The sequence below is a fragment of the Amycolatopsis sp. NBC_00348 genome, assembly GCF_036114655.1.
In the GTDB taxonomy this organism is placed as follows: Bacteria; Actinomycetota; Actinomycetes; order Mycobacteriales; family Pseudonocardiaceae; genus Amycolatopsis.
The window spans coordinates 4,758,862-4,776,388 of the sequence record NZ_CP107994.1; the positions used below are offsets into that span (position 1 = coordinate 4,758,862).

18 protein-coding genes are annotated in these 17,527 nt (G+C 72.5%); 10 read left to right on the plus strand and 8 right to left on the minus strand.

The features are described from left to right. Positions 1–94 precede the first annotated feature (94 nt). The 3 genes from OHS58_RS20740 to OHS58_RS20750 are packed head-to-tail and all read right to left on the minus strand — an operon-like array spanning position 95 to position 2,288. Positions 95–727 carry a DUF5947 family protein gene (locus OHS58_RS20740; protein ID WP_328649503.1) on the minus strand — a complete coding sequence of 211 codons (633 nt, stop codon included), beginning with the start codon at positions 725–727 and terminating at the stop codon, positions 95–97. After that, a complete protein-coding gene (locus OHS58_RS20745) occupies positions 724–1,224 on the minus strand; it encodes a NifU family protein (RefSeq protein WP_326954484.1) in 501 nt (166 codons plus the stop codon). Before OHS58_RS20745 ends, OHS58_RS20740 begins: the two co-directional genes overlap by 4 nt. A 5-nt stretch (positions 1,225–1,229) precedes the next feature. Continuing rightward, positions 1,230–2,288, minus strand: a complete 1,059-nt coding sequence (locus OHS58_RS20750; protein ID WP_328649504.1) for a hydrogenase expression protein HypE — start codon at positions 2,286–2,288, stop codon at positions 1,230–1,232. A 396-nt stretch (positions 2,289–2,684) separates the two neighbouring features. Here OHS58_RS20750 and OHS58_RS20755 point away from each other — a divergent pair, with 396 nt between their 5' ends. Then, entirely contained in the window at positions 2,685–3,020 is a 336-nt protein-coding gene (locus OHS58_RS20755) for a helix-turn-helix domain-containing protein (protein ID WP_326948134.1), read from the plus strand. Positions 3,021–3,050: 30 nt separating this feature from the next. On the opposite strand, the gene OHS58_RS20760 is transcribed toward OHS58_RS20755, so the two are convergent. Further along, positions 3,051–4,001: an MEDS domain-containing protein gene (locus OHS58_RS20760; protein WP_328649505.1), complete on the minus strand. Its 951-nt coding sequence runs from the start codon at positions 3,999–4,001 to the stop codon at positions 3,051–3,053. A 428-nt stretch (positions 4,002–4,429) separates the two neighbouring features. Continuing rightward, the gene (locus tag OHS58_RS20765) at positions 4,430–5,917 is read right to left on the minus strand and encodes an FAD-dependent oxidoreductase (RefSeq protein WP_328649506.1); all 1,488 of its coding nucleotides are present in this window, start codon (positions 5,915–5,917) and stop codon (positions 4,430–4,432) included. Between the two features lie 88 nt (positions 5,918–6,005). Between OHS58_RS20765 and OHS58_RS20770 the strand changes: the two genes are divergently transcribed. Continuing rightward, positions 6,006–6,614: a TetR/AcrR family transcriptional regulator gene (locus OHS58_RS20770; RefSeq protein ID WP_328649507.1), complete on the plus strand. Its 609-nt coding sequence runs from the start codon at positions 6,006–6,008 to the stop codon at positions 6,612–6,614. A 401-nt stretch (positions 6,615–7,015) separates the two neighbouring features. Here OHS58_RS20770 and OHS58_RS20775 read toward each other — a convergent pair whose 3' ends face one another. Next, on the minus strand, positions 7,016–7,789 hold the full coding sequence (locus OHS58_RS20775; RefSeq protein ID WP_328649508.1) for a hypothetical protein: 774 nt from the start codon (positions 7,787–7,789) through the stop codon (positions 7,016–7,018). Between the two features lie 267 nt (positions 7,790–8,056). Between OHS58_RS20775 and OHS58_RS48805 the strand changes: the two genes are divergently transcribed. The 8 genes from OHS58_RS48805 to OHS58_RS20810 all read left to right on the plus strand — a co-directional run bounded on the left by OHS58_RS48805 (position 8,057) and on the right by OHS58_RS20810 (position 15,789). Further along, positions 8,057–8,182, plus strand: coding sequence for a tryptorubin family RiPP precursor (locus tag OHS58_RS48805; RefSeq protein WP_371827495.1), 126 nt, complete (start codon positions 8,057–8,059; stop codon positions 8,180–8,182). 75 nt (positions 8,183–8,257) lie between these two features. Next, entirely contained in the window at positions 8,258–9,298 is a 1,041-nt protein-coding gene (locus OHS58_RS20780; protein WP_328649509.1) for a cytochrome P450, read from the plus strand. Positions 9,299–9,370: 72 nt separating this feature from the next. Next, positions 9,371–10,855 carry an acyl-CoA synthetase gene (locus OHS58_RS20785; protein WP_328649510.1) on the plus strand — a complete coding sequence of 495 codons (1,485 nt, stop codon included), beginning with the start codon at positions 9,371–9,373 and terminating at the stop codon, positions 10,853–10,855. Continuing rightward, entirely contained in the window at positions 10,852–11,619 is a 768-nt protein-coding gene (locus tag OHS58_RS20790; RefSeq protein ID WP_247049648.1) for a crotonase/enoyl-CoA hydratase family protein, read from the plus strand. The genes OHS58_RS20785 and OHS58_RS20790 overlap by 4 nt, the downstream gene beginning before the upstream one ends. After that, entirely contained in the window at positions 11,616–13,541 is a 1,926-nt protein-coding gene (locus OHS58_RS20795) for an acetoacetate--CoA ligase (protein ID WP_328649511.1), read from the plus strand. Before OHS58_RS20790 ends, OHS58_RS20795 begins: the two co-directional genes overlap by 4 nt. Then, the gene (locus OHS58_RS20800) at positions 13,538–14,431 is read left to right on the plus strand and encodes a 3-hydroxyacyl-CoA dehydrogenase NAD-binding domain-containing protein (RefSeq protein WP_328649512.1); all 894 of its coding nucleotides are present in this window, start codon (positions 13,538–13,540) and stop codon (positions 14,429–14,431) included. The genes OHS58_RS20795 and OHS58_RS20800 overlap by 4 nt, the downstream gene beginning before the upstream one ends. A gap of 13 nt (positions 14,432–14,444) precedes the next feature. Beyond that, a complete protein-coding gene (gene couO / locus OHS58_RS20805) occupies positions 14,445–15,311 on the plus strand; it encodes a 4-hydroxyphenyl-beta-ketoacyl-CoA hydrolase (RefSeq protein WP_326948125.1) in 867 nt (288 codons plus the stop codon). A 4-nt stretch (positions 15,312–15,315) separates the two neighbouring features. Further along, positions 15,316–15,789, plus strand: coding sequence for a GNAT family N-acetyltransferase (locus OHS58_RS20810; RefSeq protein ID WP_328649513.1), 474 nt, complete (start codon positions 15,316–15,318; stop codon positions 15,787–15,789). On the opposite strand, the gene OHS58_RS20815 is transcribed toward OHS58_RS20810, so the two are convergent. Next, positions 15,786–16,793 (minus strand): zinc-dependent alcohol dehydrogenase, encoded by a 1,008-nt coding sequence (locus OHS58_RS20815; RefSeq protein ID WP_326960318.1) that lies wholly within the window; start codon positions 16,791–16,793, stop codon positions 15,786–15,788. The two genes, OHS58_RS20810 and OHS58_RS20815, sit on opposite strands and share 4 nt — an antisense overlap. A gap of 54 nt (positions 16,794–16,847) precedes the next feature. Next, positions 16,848–17,258 carry an STAS domain-containing protein gene (locus OHS58_RS20820; protein WP_326948122.1) on the minus strand — a complete coding sequence of 137 codons (411 nt, stop codon included), beginning with the start codon at positions 17,256–17,258 and terminating at the stop codon, positions 16,848–16,850. Between the last annotated feature and the right edge of the window lie 269 nt (positions 17,259–17,527).

The window sequence follows — 17,527 nt, forward strand, 5'->3', positions numbered from 1 at the left end:
CGACGATCACCGCGTCGGCGTAGACAACGTGATCTTCACGGTAGAGGAGCGCCGCCGGTGGCGAGGAAGCCCGGTGAAGGAAGTGAGGGCGGGGTCACGCCCGGGGCAGTGGCCGGGCCCGCTCCCGGATCTCTTCGAACAGCTCGTCGACGCGCTCGTGGACGCGGGGACCGCCGTCGGAGCCCGTCCAGTAGCGGCGGACCGTGCCGACCAGGCGGTAGCAGACGTCGACGGGGACCAGGTAGCAGTCCGTGCCGCACCCGGCGTCGTGGAACAGGATCGCCTCGACCTCGGGCTCGGCCGCCGCGAGCAGCGGGTGGCCGGCGGACAGTTCGGTCCAGAGGTCGAGGGTCACCAGGCTTTCGGCGGCCCCCGCCGGGCCCGGGTGGAACGCCGCGACGCCCGCCCCGCGGCGCAGGAAGAACGCGAAGCCCGCCGGGATGCCGAGGCCGGCCCAGTCGATGGCGGCCACCGGGCGCTTCGGGTCCCACAGGTACCGCTCGGGCACCGCGCGGTAGCGGGGGTCGCCGCGGTGGCTTTCGATGAAGAGCAGGAAGCAGGCCCGGCACGCGCACAGCAGGCCGCGGCGGCCGGTGTCGACCAGGTGGCCGTGGCGCGAGGCGACCGGCGTCCCGCACAGCTCGCACTTCTCCAGCCACGCCGAACGCTGCTCCGGCACCGGGCCCGGCTGGTCCGCGCGGTGCGGGAAACCGGTGCGGGAGCTCATGAAGCCCGCCCTTCCGCGGCCGGCCCCCAGCCGGGCGGCGGGCCCATGCCGATCTGGAAGAGCGCGGCGGGCTCGGTCAGCTCGACGCCGGTGAGCTCCGGGGCGGCGTCGAGGACCGCCGTTTCGAGCAGCGCGTCGGCCGCCGCGGCACCACAACCGCGGCCGCGGGCCACCCGCACCCGCGCGACGCCGTCGTCGACGCCCAGGAATTCGGCGTCGGTGCCGAGCCGGTCCAGGGCCCGGCGGACGCGGGTGCCCGCGTCGTGCGGGTGCAGGTCGTGCAGCACCAGGAGCCCGGCCAGCAGGCCGTCGCCGGCGAGCTCGTCGAGCAGGGCCGGGTCGCGCACGCGCAGGAGACCGGCGATCCGGGCGAGGCCTTCGCCGTAGAGGTCCATCAGCTCCCGCACGATCTGCTCGGCGGGCTCCCGGGCGGGGCCGCCGAGCAGGACACCCAGCAGTTCTTCGACGCGGTCGCCGACGGCGCGGACGGAAGGCATCGGCGTCACCAGCTGGTGGCCCGCGACGGCGTGCTCTGCGGCTCGTCGGCGCCCGGCTTGGTCCGGATCTCCCGCAGGATGCGGATCGCCGAGCCCGACACGGTGCTCGCCGCGGCCGGGGTGCCGGCGCCCGCCGGATCCTCCATGAAGGGCATGAACTTGTCGGGGAAGCCCGGCATGGTGCAGCCGATGCAGATGCCGCCGACGTTCGGGCAGCCGCCGACGCCGTTGATCCAGCCGCGCTTGGGCACGTTGCACTTGACGACCTGGCCCCAGCAGCCGAGTTTGACCAGGCACTTCGGCGAACCGTGCTGCTCGGCGAACTCGTCCTGCTCGTAGTACCCGGCCCGGTCGCAGCCTTCGTGGACGGTGTTCTGGAACAGCCACTTCGGCCGCAGCGCCTCGTCGACGGCGATCACCGGCGCCCGGCCGGACGCCTGGAAGAGCAGGTGCAGGATGGTCTCCGAGAGGTTGTCGGGCTGGGCGGGACAGCCGGGGACGCACACGATCGGCAGGCCGGCCTTGGAGCGCCAGTCCCAGCCGAGGTAGTCGGGCACGCCCATCGCGCCGGTCGGGTTGCCCGCCATCGCGTGGATGCCGCCGTACGCCGCGCAGGTGCCGACGGCCATGACCGCCATCGCCTTGGGCGCCAGCCGATCGAGCCATTCGCTGGCCGTCACGGGCTGGCCGGTGAGCGGGTCGTTGCCGAACCCGGACCAGAAACCCTCGGTCTTGTTCGTCTCGTCGGCGATCGAGCCTTCGATCACCAGGATGAACGGGTCGAGTTCGCCGCGATCGGCTTTGTGCCACCACTCGATGAAACTGTCCCGGGTCCGTTCGGGACCGCACTGGAAATCGAGGAACGGCCAGTGCATTTCGATCTTCGGCAAGCCGGGAAGGCCGCCGAGAACGATCTCTTCGATACTGGGCTGGCTCGCCGCGGTCAACGCCACCGATTCGCCGTCGCAGCTCAGCCCGCCATTCATCCAGAGAATGTGGACGGTGGGTGGGTCATTCGCGGAGTCGGCCGGCGGGCCGTTGCCGTGCTGCGGGGCCCTGTCCATCGATGCGCACCTCTGAAGGCTCGGGAAGTTCAGGAAATCCCGCCTCGGGACGGCCCGACGGACGCTCACCGTAGACCTGTCCGGCATCGGCGGCAAGAGTGTCCGGTCCGGTCGCGACAGAACCGGGGCGACGCGCTACTCCGTTCCGGGGTCGGGGAAATTCCCCCGCACGGCTACACTCGGAGGCCACCGGAAGGGGCACTTCGAGTGGTTGAGTCGGCTGGTCTGTCGCGCGGCGAGGCGATCGAGGTGGTATCGGTCGAGGTCAGCACGAAGGTTTTCCCGGCGAGGCCGTCAGCGGTTCCGGAAATCCGGGAATTCCTCCGCGGTTGCCTCGCGGACTCACCACTGGCCGAAGCGGAAGATCGCGAAGTCGGAAACACGATCCTCCGCACGTTGCTGGCCGCCGCGGGCCCGGCGGGAATGATCGAAATCTCGTGCCGGAAATACCCCGGCCGGGTCGAGTTCGACGTCTTGCCCTCGGCGACGGCGCACCTGGATCCCGCCGCGCCGGAAACGCCGGTTCCGGAAGAACCCGGCGAGGCGGCGGAGAGCTTCGCCGAGTGGATGACGGAGGCGCTGCGCCGCACGGGCACCACCCGGGAGGCCGCCGCGCGGCGGCTCGGGGTGTCGGTGAAGACGGTGAACCGCTGGATCGGCGGGCAGACCGAGCCGCGGCTGCGTGAGCTGCGCCGGATCCAGGAGCAGTTCGGCGACGTGCCGCTGCGCTGAGCCCGCCGCGCGGACACAAGTGTCCGGACGTCAGTTCTCGCTCGCCCACGCTCCCGGCGTCGCCAGCTCGATGGTGCACCCCGACGCGTCGGAGCTGATGTCGAGCCACTCGCAGATCTGGTCGGTCAGCCACAGCCCGGTGTCGGAGCAGCGCAGGTCCGGCGGCCGCGACCCGAAGAACGGCGGCAGGTCGAGCGGCTCGTCGCTGTGCAGCGTGCACACCACGCGCCCGGCGGCCGGGCGCACCCACACGGCCGCGCGGCCGATGCCGTGCTCGGTCAGGTAGGTGATGGCCTCGCCGACGGCGATGCCGAACATGGCCACGGCGTTCTCGGGCCGCAGCAGCGGGCCGGCCTTCTCGAGCACGTAGCGCCGCACGGCGACCAGGTCGCCCTCGAAGCGGAAGATGTCGGCGGCCTCGCCGAGCGGCGGCGGGGACGCGGGAAGGCCCTCGACCCGCTCGGGCGCGGCGAACTGCGCGGACGGCTCGGCCCTGCCGCCGACGAGCAGCTCCGGGTGCGCGCGCCGGGCGTCCTCGATCGCGCCGGCCTCGAAGATCCTGGTGTCGTACGGGCAGAGCATCCAGATCCCGGTGTCGGCGAGGGCCACGTTGAACCCGGCCTCGGTGTGCGGCCACCCGGCCGCGCCGACGCGGGCCGGTTCGGCGAGCACACGCACGGTGCTGCCCGGCGCCGTCGACCGGTAGCGCGTCCAGTACCGGTGCAGCGCGGCCGCGAGCTGCGGCGGACGGCGATCGAAGCAGGCCGGCTCGACCAGGACGATCCTGCCCGCGTCGGCGCCCAGCACGTCGTCGAGCAGCTCCTGGTTGGCCTCCGTCGTGCCGACGAGCACCGGCTCGCCCCGGCAGAGCCCGTCCCGCGCGAAGGGGACCGCCATCGCGAGGAACTCCGCGTCGCTGCCGTAGACGCAGCTCTGGTGCCGAAAGTCTGTCTCGGCGGGGACGGACGTCGGGGTCGCCATACGCGCTTAACCTCCGGGGACCGGTCTTCGAACTCGACCGCAAGATGGTGTCGTTCCGCAGAACGTTCTGTGGGAACGAGGGGAGAGTACCCGCGGCGGAGCCTTTTCGGTATCGCCGCAGGAATCCATTCCACCTTTCGGAGCATTCACCCCTGGTCGTTTTGGAACGTCCCGGTACCGCGCCATTTATGTCCCGGGCGTCGATCACCATCGACACAGGTCAGAGCCGTGCCGGCCATCGACGTACCGGCGTCGCGACCATTTATGTCCGAGCGCCCGCGAGCCTCGACCACAACTGTCCCGGCGACGGCCGGAAAATACCTCGCGGAAATGCCACCAAGTGTGCGCGTTGTTCGCAAAACACGAATACCCGGAGTCCGGTGGCAATGCCCGGCGGGCCGAGCGGGCCGGCCCCCTGATCCCACCTCCTAGCGCTGGGTACTGCCGACCATCTCGGCGAGGTAGCCCGCGACCGCCGAGGCGTCGCCCGCGTCGGAGATCAGGGCGATGTAACCGTCGGGGCGGATCAGCACGAGGGTGCGGGCACCCGCGCCGTACGCGTCGGCGAGGAGGCCTTCGGTGTCGGCCACCTCGCCGGGGGCGGCCGGTGCTTCGACGACGCGGAAGGTCGTGACGTCGATCGCCGGCGGGGCGCCGAAACTCAGCAGCGTGAAGCGGCCGCCGCGGGTCAGGTCGAACAGCCGGCGTTCGCCTTCCGGCGTCGTCAGCCCGGTCGCGTCGGGGGCGCGGTCGCCGGCACGCAGCCGCGCGGTCTCGTCGCGGTCGTCGCGGGCCAAGGCGGAGTCGCGGTAGCCGACGCCGAGCTGCTTCGTGCTCGCGTCGCTGCGGACGACGAGGCCCTTCTGCTCGATCGCGTCCTTGAGACGCGCGTCCGACAGCGCGAGCACCCCGGCCGCGACCGGGCGGCGCTCGGCCTCGTAGGTGTCGAGCAGCGCCGGCGACGCGCCGTTCGCGACCGCCGCGAGCTTCCAGCCGAGGTTGTACGAGTCCTGGATGCCGGTGTTCATCCCCTGGCCGCCGGCGGGCGAGTGGATGTGCGCCGCGTCGCCGGCGAGGAACACCCGCCCCGCGCGGTAGCGGTCGACGAGGCGGATGTTGGCGCGCCACAACGACGTCCACGCCGGCTCGTGGAGCCGGATGTCCGCGCGGCCGCTGCGCCGGTCGAGGATCGCCTGCATGTTCGCGAGGCCCGGCTCGGGATCCTGCCCCGGCGCGATGCTGGCCTGGTACTGGAAGACGCCGGTCGAGGGCAGCGGGCAGAGGTTGACCATGCCGTCTTCATGGCGCCACATGTGCCAGGCGTCGCGATCGAGGCCGTCGACCTCGACGTCGGCGACGATCATCCGCACCGCGTCCCGGGTCTCGCCCTCGAACGCGATACCGGCCTGCTTGCGGACGACGCTGTGGCCGCCGTCGCAGCCGACCAGCCAGCGCGCGGTGAGCGTCTCGGCCACGCCGTCCCGGACGACGACCGCCGACACGCCGCCGTCCGACTGCTCGAAGCTCTCGAGCGCGGTGCCGAACTCGACCGCGCCGCCGAGTTCCGCGAGCCGGAGCCGCAGCGTTTCCTCGATCCGCCACTCGGGCGTGATCAGGCTCGCGGGGTACGGGATGTCGGGCCGCGCCGCGACCGGCTCGGTGCCGCTCAGCGTCACCTGGCCGTCGGCGGCGGTCGTCCGGATCGGCATCGCCATCCGGCCGTGTGCGAGCACCCGCTCGACGACGCCGAGATCGTCGAACACCTCGAGGCTGCGCGGCTGGACGCCCTTGCCGCGCGAGCCGGGCTGCGGACCGGGAGCGGCGTCGACCAGGCGGAAGGGGACACCGCCGCGGGCGAGCACGCAGGCCAGCGTCAACCCGGTCGGGCCCGCGCCGGCGATCAGCACCGTGGTCATCTCGTCCTCCGTCTCAAGAAAGGAATCTCTTTCTAACGCCAGAGTAGAGCGACTTGCCAAGAAAGGAAAGGCTTTCTATCGTGGCCGGGTGGTCACCGAGTCAGCCGAACCCGCACGCCGTCGCCGTCACGGCAAGCAGCTCGAGGCCGCGCTGCTCACCGCCGGGTGGGACGAGCTGGTCGAGGTCGGTTACGGCCGCCTGACCATGGAGTCGATCGCCGTCCGCGCCCGCACCAGCGAGGCCGTGCTCTACCGCCGCTGGGCCAACAAGGACCGGCTGGTGCTCGCCGCGATCGAGCACCACCGGGACGCCCACCTGGTCGCGCAACCCGACACCGGCACCCTGCGCGGCGACCTGATCGCCCAGCTGACGGCCGCGAGCGAAGCGCTGGCCGCGTTCTTCGCCATCGCCGTGGCCACGGCCTTCTCGGGACTGCTCGCCGACACCGGCCTGACCCCGGCGCAGGTCCGCGACCAGGTCATGGGCGACCAGCCACTCCCCCACGGCCGGGCCCTCTACCAGCGCGCCCACCACCGCGGCGAGATCGACCTGGCGCGCATCCCCACAGCGGTACTCGACATGCCGTTCGACCTGGTCCGCCACGACCTGGTGATGGGCCTCGAACCCCCGAAGCCCGAGCGCATCGAGGCGATCGTCGACGAGCTGTTCCTGCCGCTGGTCCGGGCGACCGCCTAGGGGGCCCCGCGGCCAGCCACACCCGGTCCCGGGAGTTTCGTGAACCGGAGCTGTCCGGCTTCGCGGCGCTGGTCGCGGCCTGGTCGGGACGGCGCGAGCGAACGCTCAGACCGGGGCCGGAGGCGGGCGGGGCTCGGGGCTCGGGGCTCGGGGCTCGGGGCTCGGGGCTCGGGGCTCGGGGCTCGGGGCTCGGGGCTCGGGGCTCGGGGCTCGGGGCTCGGGGCTCGGGGCTCGGGGCTCGGGGCTCGGGGCTCGGGGCTCGGGGCTCGGGGCTCGGGGCTCGGGGCTCGGACCAGCTGAAACCCCGCTGAGACGTGCGCGCCGCGTTGTTGCGCGGGTGAACGCAAAAGGCTCCGCGGCGCACACCTGGTGCGTCGCGGAGCCTTTCGTGCGTACTGCTGCTACTTCTTCGGGCTGTTCTCCGGGCTCGGCGCGGGCTTCGGCGGGGTCACCGCCGGCTTCGGCGGGACGGCCGCGGGCTTCACACCGCTCGTCGGCGCCGCCGGGGGCTTGGCCACCGGGGTCTTCGCGCCGTTCTGCGGGGCCGGCGGCGGTGTCGCCGGGGTCACCGGGGTCACCGGCGGCTTCGGCGCGCTGCCGTTGGCCTGCGCGGCCGCCTTCTCCGCGGCCGCGTCGGCCTCGTGGAGCTGCGGTTCCGCCAGCGGGTTGCCCCGCTTGGCGCGCAGCACCGCCGCCGCACCCGCGGCGAGGACCGCGATGCCCAGCAGCCACGGCCAGCGGGCCTTCTTCGACCGCTCGCCCTTGGCCGCGCTCTTGGCCTCGGCCAGCGCCGCCGTCAGGTCCCTCTTCGCCGTCGCCACCGTCTTGCGGCGCTTGCGGCTGGAATCACCCCGCGAGCCGACGACGGCCGCGACCGCCTCGGCGGCCTTGCGGCCCGGGTCGCGCATCTTCACCGCGCGGGCCAGCACCTCGTCGCGCGCCGCGACGGAGTTCACCCGCAGCTCACGGCGGGACGCCTTCGTGCCCTTGTCGAAGTCCTTCGTCGCCTTGCGGCCGACCTGGGCCAGCTCGTCGGCCCCCTCGGTCAGCTTCCGGTCGGTGATCTCCACCGCCCGCGCGGCCGCGTCCGCGCCCACTCGCGCGGCCTCGACGGCGAGCTCTCGCACGCCGGCCGCCGCCGTCTTCACTCGTTGCCCGACCGCAGCGTCGCCCATGGCTTCACCTCTCCACTCGTTTCGGCGGACGTCGCCCACCACACCCCCTGGCTACCCACCCGAGGGCCGTCTCGAACATGCCGCCGGAGACACGAATGTGAAGAATGAAATACGTGTGTGTAAATCCATTCCGTAGCATCGAAGGCGAATTCGATCAACACCGACGTTCGTAGGGCATTCCCGCTCACCGGTGACCGGACAGGGAATGGACAACCGCAAGTTCGTTCTTGACCAACCGGCACACCGTCCCCGTAATGTGGTCCCCGGATGATCGCGGACGCGGGATCCCTTTCACACGAACGAAGGAGGACGTCGGTGAAGCTGGTTCGGCTCGTCAAGAAAGCGCTCCCCGCAAAGAGCCTGAAGGCCTACGCCTGGTACGGCTGGATCTGATCTTCAGCACCGGGTCGGGCCGGTTCCGGACATCCCGGAACCGGCCCTCCGATTCCCTCGAAGGAGCACGGAAGAGTGGTCATCGCTGCCGGTAACCGGACAAAACGCACCGTCTTCGCGCCCCGGATCGACCGGCTGCTGCGAGAGCACCGGGGCGGCGAGCTCTTCCGGCTCGAACCGGACACCATCGGCGTCGCGGACCCCGATCTGATGAACGCCCTGCTCCTGGCCCGCCCGGCGAACGCCGAGGAACGGCCCACGTTCAAGCCCGTCCTCGGCCGGCGCGTCACCCGGACGGAGTCCGCGAGCCTGATGCAGGCCGTCGGCGCGGACGTCCGGGCCGCCCTGAAGAAGCCCACGGGCCGGCTCGACCTCACCGGGAAGTGGCCGGCCGTGCCGCACGCCCACCTGCGTGACCTGGTCTTCGGCCCCGAAACCCGCCGGTTCCGGACACTCGTCGACCGGCGGCTGGAGCTGACCCCGAAGCTGACCTGGTCGGCCGTCACCACCGGGTCCGCGGTGCTCCCGCCGTCCCCCGAGGGCCGGGAGCTGTCCACCCTCGCGCGCCAGGTCCTCGCCGCGGACGGCTTCGCCGAGCGGCGCTTCCGGATGTACCTCTACCGGCGCGTCGCCGCGCCGATCTGCTTCACCGTCGCCGCCCTGGTCACCAACGCGGTCTGGCTCGGCGCGCCGTTCGCCGACGACGTCCCGAACGAGCACGTGCTCGACGAAGCCCTCCGGCTGCTGCCGCCGTCGTGGAACATCCTGCGCGTCCGCTCGCCCGAGTACACCGAGGTCGACGCGCGCATCACCCCTGGTGACGACGTCCTGCTGCTGCCGATCGTCAGCCACCGCTCCCCCGCGCTCTGGGACGACCCGGACGAGTTCCGCCCCGAGCGCTGGGCGGACCTGGACGCCGACACCCAGCCGGGTTACCTGCCGTTCGGCCACGTGAGTGAACGCTGCTGGGGCCGTCACATGGTGTTGCCGCTGGCGAGCCGCCTGCTGGACGTCGTGCGTGCGGAAGGGCTGGTGCCGGACCCGCGGCAGCTCAAGGGGCACGTCGACCTCGACGGCCTGCTGGAGGTGGCCGACCTGCGCGTCGTGCGCCGCTGACCCCTTGACACCCGCCGCGGTCCGCGCGCATCCTGAGTCTTATCAGGTTCCCTGATATCAGGAGGCGTGGCGATGAACGCGGACTTCGGCCTGGGCAGCTGGCCGGCGCGGCGCGCCCGGATCGACCCGGGCCGCGTCGCGCTGACGCAGGCCGGGCGCACCCTCACCTACGCACAGCTCGCCGGCCGCGTCGACCGCCTGGCCGGCGACCTGACCCGGCGCGGCGTGCGACCCGGCGACCGGGTCGCCTACCTCGGCGTCAACGACATCGCCGTGTTCGAGACCCTCTTCGCCACCGCCCGCTGCGGCGCGATCTTCGTGCCGCTCAACTACCGGCTCGCCCCCGCCGAGATCCGCTACATGCTCGGCGACAGCGGCGCGTCGGTCCTCGTGCACAGCCCGGACGCCGACGCCCTCGTCGCGGCGGCCGGACCCCACGACCTGCGCGTGATACCGGCCGGCGGCGACGGGGACGGACCGCCGCCGGACCCGGACGTCGGCCTCGACGATCCGTGCCTGCTGCTCTACACCTCCGGCACCACCGGCCGCCCGAAGGCGGCGGTCCTCACCCACGGCAACCTGACCTGGAACACCGTCAACCAGCTCGCCCACCTCGACGTCCTCGGCACCGACAAGGCCCTCTGCATCGCGCCGCTGTTCCACTGCGTGGGCCTGGGCCAGATCACGCTGCCGACGCTGTTCAAGGGCGGCAGCGTCGAGCCGGTCGCCAGGTTCGACGCCGGGACGATCCTCGCCCGCATCGCCGAAGCCGGGATCACGAGCTTCTCCGCCGTCCCCACGATGCTGGAGATGATGTGCCGCCACGAAACGTGGGCGGCCACCGACCTCAGCTCGCTGACCTGCGTCCTCTACGGCGGCTCGCCGGTGGCCGAACGCGTCGCGCGGGCGTGGCTCGACCGCGGCGTCCGGCTGCTGCAGGGCTACGGCATGACCGAGGCCTCCCCCGGCGTCTTCATGGCCACCCACGACGGCACGCTCGACCACCCCGTCGCCGCGGGCGTGCCGCACTTCTTCACCGACGTCGCCGCCGACGGCGGCAAACCGCTCAGCGCCGAGCCCGCCGAACTGCTCGTGCGCGGCCCGCACGTCTTCACCGGCTACTGGAACCGGCCCGAGGAGACGGCCGCGAGCTTCGCCGGCGAGCACTGGTTCCGCACCGGCGACGTCGTCCGCGTCGAGGACGACGGCTGGGCCCACATCGTCGACCGGGTCAAGGACCTGATCATCTCCGGCGGCGAGAACGTCTACCCCGCCGAGATCGAGGCGATCGCCGTCCAGCTCGACGCCGTCGACGCCTGTGCCGTGGTCGGCGTGCCGGACGAGCGCTGGGGCGAGGTCGGCGCCGCCTACGTCGTCGCCCGCGACGGCGCGGAACCGGACGAAGCCGCGTTCCGCGCCCACCTCGAAGCACACCTGGCCCGGTACAAGGTGCCGAAGTACGTCCGGTTCGTCGAAGCGTTGCCGCGCAACGCCACCGGCAAGATCCGCCGCGTCGAGCTGCGCCGGCAAGCCGCCCAAACCTACGGAGCCGCATGACCAGCACGCTGCACCTCGAACTGCACGACGACGTCGCGGTGCTGCGGCTGTCGCGGCCGAAGAAGCGCAACGCGCTCGACGACGCCACCGTCCTGGCCCTCGAAACCTTCTTCGGCAACCCGCCGGCCGAGGTGAAAGCCGTCGTGCTCGACGCCGAAGGCGACCACTTCTCCGCCGGGCTCGACCTGTCAGAGCTGACCGAGCGGGACGCGTTCGAGGGCCTGCAGCACTCGATGATGTGGCACCGCGCGTTCGAACGGATCGAGCGCGGCCGCGTCCCGGTCGTCGCGGTGCTCAAGGGCGCGGTCATCGGCGGCGGTCTCGAACTCGCGTCGGCCACGCACATCCGCGTCGCCGAGTCGACGGCGTTCTACGCGCTGCCGGAGGGCCAGCGCGGCCTGTTCGTCGGCGGCGGCGGCTCGGTGCGGGTGCCGCGGCTGATCGGCGCCCACCGGATGACCGACCTGATGCTCACCGGCCGCGTCCTCGACGCCGACGAGGGCCACGCGGCCGGCCTGTCGCACTACCGCGTCGAGCCGGGCGAAGGCCTGGAGCACGCGCTCGGCCTGGCCCGCAAGATCGCCACGACGTCGCCGATCACGACGTTCGCGGTGCTGCAGGCGCTGCCGCGCATCGCCGAGGCCAACCCGGCCGAGGGGTACCTGCTGGAGGCGCTGATGGCGGCGGTCGCCACCGGCAGCACCGAGGCCCAGGACCGGATGCGGGCGTTCCTCGACAAGCGCGCGGCGAAGGTCGCCCGGTGACGCCGCTGCGCCCGGTCGCCGCCGACGTCCGCGACACCACGGAGATCGGCCGCTACCTCGGCTGGCTGACCACCCACCGCGGCCTCGACTTCGGCGGCTACGCGAGCCTGCACCGCTGGTCGGTGACCGATCTCGACGGCTTCTGGTCGTCGATCCGCGACTACTTCGGCGTCCGCTTCCACACGCCGGAGACGGCGGTCGTCCCGGATCCGCGCATGCCGGGCACCGAGTGGTTCCCGGGCGCGACGCTCAACTACGCCGAGCACGCCCTGAGCGACCGGCCGGACGACGTGGTCGCCGTCATCGCGTATTCGCAGACGCGTCCGCGAGAAGAGCTGACCTGGGCGGAGTTGCGCGACCAAGTCGCGAAAGCGCGCGCCGGTCTCAGGCGGCTGGGCGTCGAACGCGGCGACCGCGTCGTGGCCTACCTGCCGAACATCCCCGAGACGGTCGTCGCGTACCTCGCCACGGCGAGTCTCGGCGCGGTGTGGGCGTCCTGCGCGCCGGAGTTCGGGGCCCGCGCGGTGCTCGACCGGTTCGGGCAGGTCGAGCCGAAGGTGCTGCTGACCGTCTCGGGGTATCGGTACGGCGCCAAGGATGTCGACCGCCGCGGCGAGGTCGCCGACATCGTGGCCGGGCTGCCGACCGTGGAGCACGTCGTCCGGGTCGGGTACGGCGACGACGCCACCGGCTGGGCGGAGTTGCTGGACCAGCCGGGCGAGCCGGGCTTCGAGCCGGTCGGGTTCGCGCACCCGCTGTGCGTGCTGTTCTCCTCCGGCACCACCGGGAAACCGAAGCCGATCGTGCACGGCCACGGCGGGCTGCTGCTGGAGCACCTCAAGAACCACGGCCTCAGCTGGGACCTGCGGCCCGGCGACCGGCTGCTGTGGTTCTCCACCACCGCCTGGATGATGTGGAACGCGCTCGTGTCCGGGCTGCTGACCGGCGCGTCGATCGTGCTGGTCGACGGCAACCCGCTGCACCCGGACCTGGCCTGGCAGTGGCGCCTCGCCGCCGAAACCCGCGCGACGCTGCTGGGCGCGAGCCCGGGTTTCCTGATGGCGTGCCGGAAAGCGGGCCTCGACCCGGCGGCGGACCTGGACCTGTCGGCGTTGCGGCAGATCGGCGCGGCGGGCAGCCCGCTGCCCGCCGAGGGCTACCGGTGGGTGGCCGACCGGTTCCCCGACGTCCTGCTCAACGTCGGCAGCGGCGGCACCGACGTCTGCAGCGGGATCGTCCAGGGCAGCCCGCTGCAACCGGTGTGGGCCGGGGAGATCTCCGGTCCCTGTCTCGGCGTCGACGCGCGGGCGTTCGACGAGCGCGGCCAGCCGGTGGTCGGCGAACTGGGGGAACTGGTGATCACCGCACCGATGCCGTCGATGCCGGTCGGGTTCTGGGGCGATCTCCCGGTCACCGACCCGGATTCCCGTTACCGCGCAACGTACTTCGCCGACTACCCAGGCGTCTGGCGGCACGGCGATTGGGTGCGTTTCTCGCCGGACGGCGGCTGCGTCATCGCCGGCCGCTCCGACGCCACGCTCAACCGCGGCGGCGTCCGGCTCGGCACCGCCGAGTTCTACACGGTCGTCGAGGAGCTGCCGGAGATCGACGACTCCCTCGTCGTGCACCTCGAAGACCCGGCGGGCGGCAACGGCGACCTCCGCCTCTACGTCGTCCTGCACGACGGCGCGCTGGACGACGACCTGCGCCACCGCATCAAGAACGCGTTGAAGAGCGCGCTGTCGCCGCGGCACGTGCCCGACGAGATCACCGCCGTCCCGGTGATCCCGCGCAACCGCACCGGGAAGAAACTGGAGCTGCCCGTGAAGAAACTCCTGCTCGGCGCCCGCCCCGAAGACGTCGTCGGCCGGGACGTCCTGGCCGATCCCACCGCCCTCGACCACTTCCGGGCGCGCGCATGAGCACCGTCGCGGTGGTCGGTACCGGCGTGATCGGCGCGAGCTGGGCGGGCCTCTTCCTCGCCCACGGCCACGACGTCGTCGCCACCGATCCGGCGTCCGGCGCCGAAGAACGGCTGCGCAGTGCGCTCGAAGGCGTGTCGACGGATCGGCTGCGGTTCGTCGCCGACGCCGGTGAAGCGGCCGCCGCCGCGGACTTCGTGCAGGAGAACGGTCCGGAGCGCGAAGACATCAAGCACGCGTTGTTCGGCGTCCTCGACGAGGCCGCGCGGCCGGACGTGATCCTGGCGAGCAGCTCGTCCGGGCTGCTGCCCAGCGTCATCGCCCGCGGCTGCCCGCGCCACCCCGAGCGGGTCGTCGTCGGGCACCCGTTCAACCCGCCGCACCTGATCCCGCTCGTCGAGGTCGTCCCCGGCCGCGACACCGCGCCCGAGGTCGTCGACCGGGCGGTGGAGTTCTACGCCTCGGTGGGGAAACGCCCGATCCGGCTGACGCGCGAGCTGCCCGGGCACGTCGCGAACCGGCTGCAGGCCGCGCTGTGGCAGGAGGCGTATTCGCTGGTCGAACGCGGGGTCGCGACGGTCGCCGACATCGACACGGCGATCGCGTACGGGCCCGGGCTGCGGTGGGCGGTGCTCGGCCCGTTCGTCAACCAGCACCTGTCCGGCGGCGCCGGCGGCCTGGCGCACGTCCTGCGGCACCTCGGCCCGCCCACCGAAGAATGGTGGCGCGACCTGGGTCAGGTCCACCTGACGCCGGAACTCGCCGAGACGCTCATCTCCGGCGTCGACGCCGAACTGGCCGACACCGACCAAGCCCGGCTCGTCGCCGCCCGCGACGCCGTCCTCGACCAGCTGCTGGCCGCCAAGGCCGCGCAGCCCGACCTGCCCTGACCTGGAGATACCGGTGGATCTTTCCGCACTGACCGCCCTCGACGTCCACACCCACGTCGAGCAGGACGGCCACGGCTGCTTCGCGCTGGACCAGGAGCTGCTCGACGCGTCCGCGAAGTACTTCCGCGCCGACCAGGACCGGACGCCGACCGTGACCGCGATCGCCGAGCACTACCGCGCCCGCAAGATGGCCGCGGTCGTGTTCACCGTCGAGGCGCCCGCCGCGACCGGGCACCCCGCGCTGTCGAGTGAGGAGATCGCCGACGCGGCCGCCGCGCACCCCGACGTGCTCATCCCGTTCGGCTCGGTCGACCCGCACTCCGGCAAGGCCGCCGTGCACCGCGCGCGCCGGCTCGTCACCGAGCACGGCGTCCGCGGCTTCAAGTTCCACCCCAGCCTGCAGGGCTTCGAGCCGAACGACCCGCGGTTCTACCCGCTGTACGAGGCGATCGGCGAGCTCGGTGTCCCGGCGTTGTTCCACACCGGCCAGACCGGGATCGGCGCGGGCCTGCCGGGCGGGCGCGGCATCAAGCTGCGCTACTCGAACCCGATGCTGCTCGACGACGTCGCCGCCGACTTCCCGCACCTGACGATCATCCTGGCGCACCCGTCGGTGCCGTGGCAGGACGAGGCGATCTCGGTGGCGACGCACAAGGCCAACGTGTACATCGACCTGTCCGGCTGGTCGCCGAAGTACTTCCCGCCGCAGCTGGTCCGCGCGGCCAACACGCTGCTGAAGCGCAAGGTCCTGTTCGGCTCGGACTTCCCGGTCATCACCCCGGACCGCTGGCTGGCGGACTTCGCCGAGCTGGACATCAAGGACGAGGTCCGGCCGATGATCCTGAAGGACAACGCGATCCGGCTGCTCGGCCTATCCTGAGCCGGTGGCAGCGATAGCACTCCGGCCGGTCGAAGACGCCGACCTCGACGCGTTGTTCGAGCAGCAGCGGGACCCCGAGGCGGTCCGGATGGCCGCGTTCACCCACAAGGACCCCGACGACCGCGAAGCGTTCGACGCCCACATGGCGAAGGTGCGGTTCTCCGACGGGATCACCCACCACGCGGTGACCCGCGACGGCGTCCTCGTCGGCAGCATCGCCGCGTTCGTCATGGAGGGCGACACCGAGATCACCTACTGGATCGACCGGGCGGTGTGGGGGCAGGGCATCGCCGGGCAAGCGCTTGCCCTGCTGCTCGACGCGGTCGAGGTCCGGCCGCTGCACGCGCGGGCGGCCAGCGACAACGCCGGGTCGTTGCGAGTCCTGCAGCGGGCGGGCTTCACCGTCGTCGGCACCGACACCGGGTACGCGAACGCCCGGGGCGCGGAGATCGAGGAAACGATCCTGCGGCTCGACTAACGCCGCGGATCGACGTGGACCTTCGGTCCGGGACCGGCGTGGTGCTCCCCCGCGAGGACAGCGCCGACGTCGTCGAGCCCGACGGTCGCCGCGACCAGCGGCCGCGGGTCGACGGCGCCGCTCGCGTACGCGGCGATCGTGTCGGCCAGGCCCGGTGACGCGGACAGGATGCCGACGGCCGTGACGTCCTTCAGGACCAGCTCGCGGGTGTCGATCAGGCTGGGCTGCCCGGCCAGTCCGATGTAGACGGCCCGGCCGGCCGGTTCGACCAGGTCGAGGGCCAGCGCGGGCAGCTCGACGGCGTTGGACGCGTCGACGACCGCGTCGAAGGACAAGTCCGGGAGCGTGCCGCGGGTCCAGGCGTGCGCGAAGCCGAGGGTGCGGGCGAAGGCGAGGGTGGGCTCGTCGCGCCCGAGCAGGTGCACCTCGGCGCCGGCCGCGCGCAGGAACAGGGCCACGAGCAGCCCGATCGTCCCGGGCCCCAGCACCAGCGCGCGATCGCCGGGCCCGACGGCGGCGGCCTGCGCCGCGCGCAAGGCGTTGCCACCCGGCTCGACCAGGGCGCCGAGGACGGCGTCGACGGAATCGGGCAGCGCGTGCAGCGACCACGCGGGCACGGCGATCCGTTCGGCCAGCGCGCCGGGCCGCCCGCCGCGGATGCCGACTTCCTCGCGGCGCGCGCAGGTGTGCTGGTGGCCTTTGCGGCAGCGGCGGCACGTCTGATCGCCGAGCATGGTGTCGCCCATGACGCGGCGCCCGAGCCACGCCGGGTCGACGCCGGCGCCGACGGCCGAGACGGTGCCTGCCCACTCGTGCCCCAGCCGCATCGGGTACGCCGAGTGGCCCTGGTGCAGGTAGGCCATCTCGCCGGTGAAGAACTCGACGTCGGTGCCGCAGACGCCGGCGCGTTCGACGTCGACGACCACCTCGCCGGGGACGGCTTCGGGCACCGGGACGTCCTGCACCGAGAACGCCCGCGGGCCGGTGAGCACGAAGGCCCGCATGGTGGTGATCACCCCGGAAGTCTCACCCGGGAGCCGGGGCGCACGCCACCTGGGTCAGACGGGGATCTCCGTCGCGCGCTCCCAGCCGGCGGGCAGCGGGCTGACGTTGAGCTCGTGGTCGAGCCCGGTGTCGGAGAGGGCCCGGCGCACGACGCGGTTGTCGCCCGTGACGACGCGCAGGGTGGTGCTCTCGCGCTGCGTCCGGGCCTGGATGTCGACCAGCGCGTCGAGGCCGGCCGCGTCCAGGAGGTCGACCGCCGAGAGGTCGAGCACCAGGACCGGGAACTTGCGGTGGGCCCAGGTGGCCAGGACGGCCTCGAGCTGGGCGGCGCTCTCTTCGGCGAGGGCGCCCCGGATCCGGACCATCACGGCACCGAAGTAGGGGCGGATCACCTTGATATCGAACGCACCGGCGCCCGCGCGGGTCACGGGGATCGCCGTCGCGGGGTGCTGCACAACCAACATCGGCAGACGCCTTCGTTCACAGATTGAAGTGCCGGGCGGGAGTCCCGCTCGGACGCAGACCGGAATGGGGGTAACGGCTGTTGCCTGAACCGTACCCTCGCAGCGTAGCCTCCCGTCCTCCCGGCGCAACCCCGCCCAACGGGCGAGCCGCGCTCCACCGCCTGCCCCATGGCGGAGGGGTACCCACGCCGATCGCCACGGCTGGGTGAAGTACGGAGTGCTCGACAGCACACGCTCGAAGAAACGGGTCCACAATGGACAAAAAGGAC

What these genes read in the sequence shown, in the direction of transcription:
- OHS58_RS20740 (WP_328649503.1), bottom strand. Translation starts at nt 727, where the DNA reads ATGAGCTCCCGCACCGGTTTCCCGCACCGCGCGGACCAGCCGGGCCCG.
- OHS58_RS20745 (WP_326954484.1), bottom strand. Translation starts at nt 1,224, where the DNA reads ATGCCTTCCGTCCGCGCCGTCGGCGACCGCGTCGAAGAACTGCTGGGT.
- OHS58_RS20750 (WP_328649504.1), bottom strand. Translation starts at nt 2,288, where the DNA reads ATGGACAGGGCCCCGCAGCACGGCAACGGCCCGCCGGCCGACTCCGCG.
- OHS58_RS20760 (WP_328649505.1), bottom strand. Translation starts at nt 4,001, where the DNA reads ATGGCGACCCCGACGTCCGTCCCCGCCGAGACAGACTTTCGGCACCAG.
- OHS58_RS20765 (WP_328649506.1), bottom strand. Translation starts at nt 5,917, where the DNA reads ATGACCACGGTGCTGATCGCCGGCGCGGGCCCGACCGGGTTGACGCTG.
- OHS58_RS20775 (WP_328649508.1), bottom strand. Translation starts at nt 7,789, where the DNA reads ATGGGCGACGCTGCGGTCGGGCAACGAGTGAAGACGGCGGCGGCCGGC.
- OHS58_RS48805 (WP_371827495.1), top strand. Translation starts at nt 8,057, where the DNA reads ATGATCGCGGACGCGGGATCCCTTTCACACGAACGAAGGAGGACGTCG.
- OHS58_RS20785 (WP_328649510.1), top strand. Translation starts at nt 9,371, where the DNA reads ATGAACGCGGACTTCGGCCTGGGCAGCTGGCCGGCGCGGCGCGCCCGG.
- OHS58_RS20790 (WP_247049648.1), top strand. Translation starts at nt 10,852, where the DNA reads ATGACCAGCACGCTGCACCTCGAACTGCACGACGACGTCGCGGTGCTG.
- OHS58_RS20800 (WP_328649512.1), top strand. Translation starts at nt 13,538, where the DNA reads ATGAGCACCGTCGCGGTGGTCGGTACCGGCGTGATCGGCGCGAGCTGG.
- OHS58_RS20815 (WP_326960318.1), bottom strand. Translation starts at nt 16,793, where the DNA reads ATGCGGGCCTTCGTGCTCACCGGCCCGCGGGCGTTCTCGGTGCAGGAC.
- OHS58_RS20820 (WP_326948122.1), bottom strand. Translation starts at nt 17,258, where the DNA reads ATGTTGGTTGTGCAGCACCCCGCGACGGCGATCCCCGTGACCCGCGCG.